Source organism: bacterium, from assembly GCA_040757115.1.
Lineage (GTDB): Bacteria > UBA9089 > CG2-30-40-21 > CG2-30-40-21 > SBAY01 > JBFLXS01.
Map to the genome: position 1 here is coordinate 1 of JBFLYA010000213.1, position 6,472 is coordinate 6,472.

Sequence of the window (6,472 nt, forward strand, 5' to 3'; positions counted from 1 at the left end):
TTGTTTTCCACAATCAATTTCTACCTATTTCTATAAATTTCAATCTATTTCTATTATCTTATCTCCATATCACTCTTATCTCCTTATCCCCTTTCTTACACTTTTGATATATAGCTTGAACGGTTACGATTTTTAAGACTTTTTATTGCCTCAACAGGGTCTTGAGCACCATAGACAAAAGAGCCTGCGACTAAAACATTTGCCCCTCGTTTGACGACTTCAGCCCCGGTCTCAAGGTTTATTCCGCCATCTACCTCAAGGTCTAAATTAAGTTTTTTTTGAGTTATAATCTTGTTTAATTGCTCTATCTTGGGCAAAACATCATTGATAAATCCCTGTCCACTAAAGCCTGGATTAACGGTCATCACCAGGGCAACATCTATCTCTTTTAGAACAGGATAAATTTTATCCAGTGGGGTTGGCGGATTGATAGATACACCGGCTTTTACTCCCCTATCCTTTATCTTCTGAATATTTAACATCAGGTCATCTGTAACTTCGGCATGAAAGGTGATTAAATCCGCACCAGCATCAATAAACTTATCAATAAATTTATCCGGATTAGTAATCATCAGATGAACATCAAAGAAAAGATTACTCTTTTTGCGAAGATTTGCGACGGCATCTGGTCCAAAGGTAAGATTATCGACAAAATGTCCATCCATAATGTCCCAATGTAACCAATCGGCAACATCTTCTATTTTTTCTACCTCGCTGGCTAATTGACTGATGTCAGCTGATAATATTGAAGGTGCTATCTTTATCATCTTAATCAAAATCATACCATAATTTAATGTTTTTGTCAACCTTTTTGCTAAAATTAAAACGAAAGGAAAAACGAAAAAGTTTATAAGAATTAAAAATAACTCTTGACAAATCCCTCTGGATGTAGTATAATATAATTAGAGGTTTCAAGAGCAATAAAAACGAAACTAAAAACGAAAGATAAATTGAAAGGAGTAAGTAAGATGACACACCAGGTTACTTCAACAAAACCAGAAGCTTTGACGATAAAAATTACTGAAGATGGGCTAAAGGCTTTTATGACTATTAATTCCAACAATTGCCATCAGCTATCTTTAGACTTAAATTCCATTCTGCAAAGATTAAATAAACAAGGGATAAAGTTTGGGATAAAAGACCTGGTGATTAAAACTATACTACAAGATAAAATCTATAATCGCTCGATATTAGTTGCCGAAGGAATCCCACCGCAAGCAGGTAAAGATGCCAGCATTGAATATAAATTTAACAAAAAAGATAAACCAGGGTTATTGGAGGACATAGAAGGAAAAGTGGATTTTCGTGAATTAAGATTAATTGATATTGTGCATACAAATGATGTGCTTGCCTCTAAAATCCTTCCTACTCAAGGAACTCCTGGCAAAAAAGTTACAGGTGAACAAATACCTGTTAAAAAAGGAGAGGATATTAATATCCCGGTTGGTGAAAATACCTGCCTTTCCCATGACAAATTAACACTTTTTTCATCAGCGGATGGTTATGTATTCTGGGAAGATAGTAGAATTGGTGTCAAGACAACTTATGAAATCCTATCTGATGTTGATATGAATGTCGGAAATATCAATTTTATAGGTCCGGTTAAGGTCAAAGGAGATGTAAAAGAAGGTTTTTTTGTTAAGGCTAAAGGAGATGTTGAAATTGGCGGCGTGGTAGAAAACGCAACCGTAATCTCTGAAGGAAATATTACGGTTATGCAAGGAATCATTGGCAGTAAATCTAAAATCGTGTGCGATGGTGATTTAAAATGCAAATTTATCCAGAATGCTAATATTGAGGTTAAAGGTAATATCATTGTTCATGATGCTATTTTACATAGCGATGTCCATGCGGGAAAAGGTGTTTTTGTCTTAGGTGGAAAAAAAGGGGCGATTATTGGTGGGAGAATCTCGGCTAAAGAAGAAGTAAATGCTAAAAATATTGGCTCTATCTCCGAGGTTACTACTGAAATCGAAGTCGGTGTTGACCCTCAAATTAGACAAGAAATAGATGCATTAGAAGAAAGTTTAACTACGGAAAAAACTCAATTACACCAGGAAAGGTTAAATTACAAAACATTACTTGCTCAAAATAAAACAGAGTTAGCCGAACAATCATTATCTAAACAAAAGGAATTAGAAGAGGTTATTAAAATGATGCATCATCACTTATATGAATTCAAAAAACATGTCCGTGCTAACTATAAAGGTAAGGTATCTGCCTTTGATACACTTTGGCCAGGTGTAAAACTTACTATTGGCAATGCTACAGTTCCACTAAAAATTGATTATCGGTATGTCACCTTTTATAATAGCGTCGGCCATATTGAACAGACTGGATATGAAAAACCAAAAATTAAAGTAGAAACACCTACGATTACTTATTGGGAAAGAGAAATTGATAAGGTAAAATGAAGGTTGGGATAAAGTGGCTCACACAGAAGACCTTCGGATAAAAATATCCCAGAACGCAGAAGATAGAAAGTATGGGTAAATTACAAAAAAGTCTTCACACATATAAAAGGGTACTGAGATGGAAAAATCATCATCTGAAACAAGACGATATGTTATTTTAAAAGAGATTTATAAAAAAAGGGTTGTCTCTAACGATGATTTAATGGATAAATTTGGAGTTTCGTTAGTAACAATTAGAAAGGATTTAGATGAACTTAAATCACTGGGATTGGTAAATAGGACATTTGGTGGGGCAGTCCCTATCATGGCAAAGGTAAATGAAGATAATTTGGAAGGTTCTATTGAAGACCGCTCGGAGATAATTGCCATTAGTAAATATATTGTCGATAAAAAAGTTATAAAAGATGGTGATATTCTATTTATGGATGGTGGAATAATTATTAATATGCTGGCAAAAAGATTATCTGATAAAAAACCAGGACACATCACTGTCATTACAAATGCCGTCAATGTCGCCAATGAACTTGCCTCTAAATCAAATGTTATTCTCACCGGCGGTGACCTGAAAGACACCCAGGGAGTTCTCTCAGGAAATTTATCTACCCAAACAATTGACCAATATTCAGTTGATGTAGCATTTATAGATGTTGATGGCATATCGTTTAATAGCGGATTATGGGCTAAAGATGAAGTTGAGGCTCAGGTTAAAAAGCGAATGATTAAAGGAGCAAAGCAGGTAATAATTATGATCAAACATTCAAAATTAGGTCACGAGGTAGGTCAAGTGTTTGCAGAATTTTATCTTGAAGAAGGAAATAATCTGAAACTTATGCTCCCGGATTTAAAAGATGAAAAAACAGTGAGATTAGATTTTGTTGATCTACCATCTGATTATAAATCATTAGAAAATGACCCTGTTCAAAAGTGGCTTGAAAAGAATTTAAAGGAAAAAGGTATAACCGAACCAATCTGGGTCAAAGAAAAAGCAGGTGGTAGGTTTGAAATTATTGATGGTAAAAGAAGGTATTTGGCGGCTAAATCACTTGCAGATGAAGGCTCAAGCACCTTTTCTTCCATCCCCATAAAATTTGAAAAAGAATCTTGTGTCAAGCGTGATTTCCAGATTATCACCTCGTCAAAATACCTCAAGCAAGATGTGGCAAAGAAACACTTTTTAGCAGAAAAGAGAAAATTCGAAGAGATAGCCCCAAATACCTTCATTGATATTGCCGATTGAGTAACTGTTCACCGCAGAGACACAGAGAAAAAATTAAAAACTATTTGTAACTATTCACCACGAAGAGCACGAAGGGCAGGGAGATGTTACAGAACAAATCTCTTCATGCCTTCTTTCAATCTTTCCACATTGAAATTTATAGCACTTATTAATCGAAACTTAACATAGAACAGATAGAAATTTGACTATCAATTGAATGAATGTAGAATATCGAATAATGAATTTAGAATAATGAAGTTTTAGTATTACTTCTACATTCTACATTCAATATTCAATATTTTTCATTTTATGGAAACTTTTGATTAATAACTACTATATCCCTGAAAGATCAGCTGGTAGGCTGGAGGGCAATGCCTCCAACCCCCAATCATCGCCAAATTTGTTAGACAACATAACAAATTCTTTTAAACCATACGTCTTTCTCGTAGTTAGCGACCCCGTATAGTTGCTCTATGGTAGAGAGAAGTTACTATTTATACACAAGCCCTCTTAAACTTTTCCTCCTGGATAGTCTCCGAATTGTCCATTTATCAACCGTGTTTCCCCAGTTTACCCCTTCTGATACGGCAGAGGTTACCGCTTTTGTTCAGATTATCAGTGGTTATACCTGCTGAGCGTATTAAATGGACATCTTTGGCTATCTCCTATACGGTTATGTCCCTTCATCCTGATTTTCTCAAGATTACTATGAACAATGCTGACGACTCTAAAAATGGGTAACCGTTCAGGCTATATATCAAAAGTGTAAGAAAGAGGATAAGGGCGATATGGAGATAAGATAATAGAAATAGATTGAAATTTATAGAAATAGGTAGAAATTGATTGTGGGAAACAACAAATTTCCATAAATTTCTATTAGTTTCTACTAATTTCAATTTTTTTAATAATATCTCCCTATCTCCTTAATCTCCACATCTCCTTTTGTTACCCCACCTGAACGCTTACAAAAATGGACATTTGAGAGCTAAACATCCATCACTACCTCATAAAGATTGGATTTCGGATTTCCCTTATACTAATCCCTTAGTCTTAATTAAAAGACAAGATGTGAGTCCTCCTTTGGTCATATGGATTACCCATTTTCCTTCCGTGATGTATGTTTAAACGCATTACCCAGAGATGCTTTAACCTAACCTATTTATTCATCTCCGACAAGGACATTGCCAGTGCTTCGCTGAGAAAGGGCAGTTGGCACGAGTTAATACGCCATAATCATACACCCCAATAGGTCATCTGTAATTCGTCACTCCATCATATCACCTCACGATGATACCCTGTCTTTCTGTAGATACGGATTGCTCCTTTATCTACATAATTACAAACTTCTATACAAGGATTAGGCTTGCATAGGTGGTTTTCCCAACCACTCTGGTATCCCATACTTCAAAGCACACCAAATCTCAAAACGCAAAACGCAAAACTACAACGCAAAGCTCAAAACTATTTTTATTATGGACTTTCGCCGGTTTTCAAAGAATCCTATATTTTTTGACCTCCGTTCAGAATGGCACTGAATTAGTTTTAAGGTTTTGAGTTTCAGCTTTGAGTTTTGACATTTGAGTTTTGAGTTGATTTTTGCAAAAATTGCTTACCAAAGAATCACAAATTGTCACCCTAATATAGTATAGGATTGTATGGAGACTATCGTGTCAATTGAGCGAACGCCTTAAGATGAGTGATTATCGGAAAGCCGTGTAAGGGAAAACCTTCGGGTCACCCACGAAGTGGGTCGGGTTTGATGCGGGGGTGTTGGAGAAGTGCTATAGTGAACCTAAAACAGGCATCGTTGGAAACGATTGAGGCAACCAAAGGAACACCTACGGTAACTCGCCAGTGCTCTACTCTACTAAAAAAGGGGTGAAGTTGGGCTAAAAGTAGGATTTACATCTTCTTTTCCCACTTCAGAATCTCTCTTAGAACTCTGACGAGTAAATCAATATGTTGTGGATTTATTCTTTCTATTAGTCCTATAATCTCAAAGGTAGAAGATTCTTCTTTACTTACAACTTCTTGGGCAGAAGGAAGAGATAAAAGATCTGTTATCGTCATTCCTAAAACAGAAGCAATTTTGTTAAGAACTGTAATGGTAGGATTTACTTCTCCTCTTTCTATTCTCCCAATATATGTTGGATGTAAACCAGCTCTTTCTGCCAATCTTTCTTGAGATAACCTCATTTCATTCCTTAATCTTTGTATTCTACTTCCTATCTTGATTAACAATTCATTCATTATAATCTATAGCCCTCCATTCTTATTTTACTGTGAATATTAAAATGGATTTTTAACTTATTTTTTACGGATAACAACAATTTCCAAATGAAGATAGATCAATTAAGAATTGGCAGTTGACAGAGACAAGATATTATGATATTTTACAAAATAAATAGAAGAAGTGAGATTTGATATGCCCAAAGAAAATAGAGCATGAGGGGATGTCTACTTCGGGTAAATGGAATATTTGTTCATCTTATAGCGGTTATTAACTGGAAGTTTACATAGGATAATACCCATAAATAAGGCATGAGAATAATCGTTCCGTTAGGAACATAATATCGGTAGGAATAGATAGACAAATCAATCAGTTCCGTAGGAACGATATATTGGTAGAAAATTTATGGAAAGCCATTTACCGATATATTGTCCCTATGGGACATTATTTGTATTTCTAAGTAAAGTTTTGAATAATAACTGCTATAATTTTACATTTTGATGTTTGATTTTTAATTTATTTTATGGTATTCCAGAAAAGTGGAAGTTAATTTTGCAAAAACCATAAGCCTCGCACTACAAATCTTTTTATTATTCGTGTTCATTCGTGGTT

Annotated in this window: 5 protein-coding genes; 3 read left to right on the top strand and 2 right to left on the bottom strand. The window is 35.1% G+C overall.

Features of this window, described 5'->3' with window-relative positions; all coding sequences use genetic code 11:
- Window positions 1–95: 95 nt before the first annotated feature.
- The gene (gene rpe, locus AB1422_15100; protein ID MEW6620639.1) at window positions 96–767 is read right to left on the bottom strand and encodes a ribulose-phosphate 3-epimerase; all 672 of its coding nucleotides are present in this window, start codon (window positions 765–767) and stop codon (window positions 96–98) included.
- 201 nt (window positions 768–968) lie between these two features.
- On the opposite strand from rpe, the gene AB1422_15105 reads away from it, so the two are divergent.
- The 3 genes from AB1422_15105 to AB1422_15115 all read left to right on the top strand — a co-directional run bounded on the left by AB1422_15105 (window position 969) and on the right by AB1422_15115 (window position 4,371).
- On the top strand, window positions 969–2,414 hold the full coding sequence (locus AB1422_15105) for a FapA family protein (GenBank protein ID MEW6620640.1): 1,446 nt from the start codon (window positions 969–971) through the stop codon (window positions 2,412–2,414).
- Between the two features lie 118 nt (window positions 2,415–2,532).
- Window positions 2,533–3,651 (top strand): DeoR family transcriptional regulator, encoded by a 1,119-nt coding sequence (locus AB1422_15110; protein ID MEW6620641.1) that lies wholly within the window; start codon window positions 2,533–2,535, stop codon window positions 3,649–3,651.
- Window positions 3,652–4,233: 582 nt separating this feature from the next.
- Window positions 4,234–4,371: a hypothetical protein gene (locus tag AB1422_15115; protein MEW6620642.1), complete on the top strand. Its 138-nt coding sequence runs from the start codon at window positions 4,234–4,236 to the stop codon at window positions 4,369–4,371.
- A 1,161-nt stretch (window positions 4,372–5,532) separates the two neighbouring features.
- Here the strand turns inward: AB1422_15115 and AB1422_15120 are convergent.
- Window positions 5,533–5,880 carry a helix-turn-helix transcriptional regulator gene (locus AB1422_15120; GenBank protein MEW6620643.1) on the bottom strand — a complete coding sequence of 116 codons (348 nt, stop codon included), beginning with the start codon at window positions 5,878–5,880 and terminating at the stop codon, window positions 5,533–5,535.
- Between the last annotated feature and the right edge of the window lie 592 nt (window positions 5,881–6,472).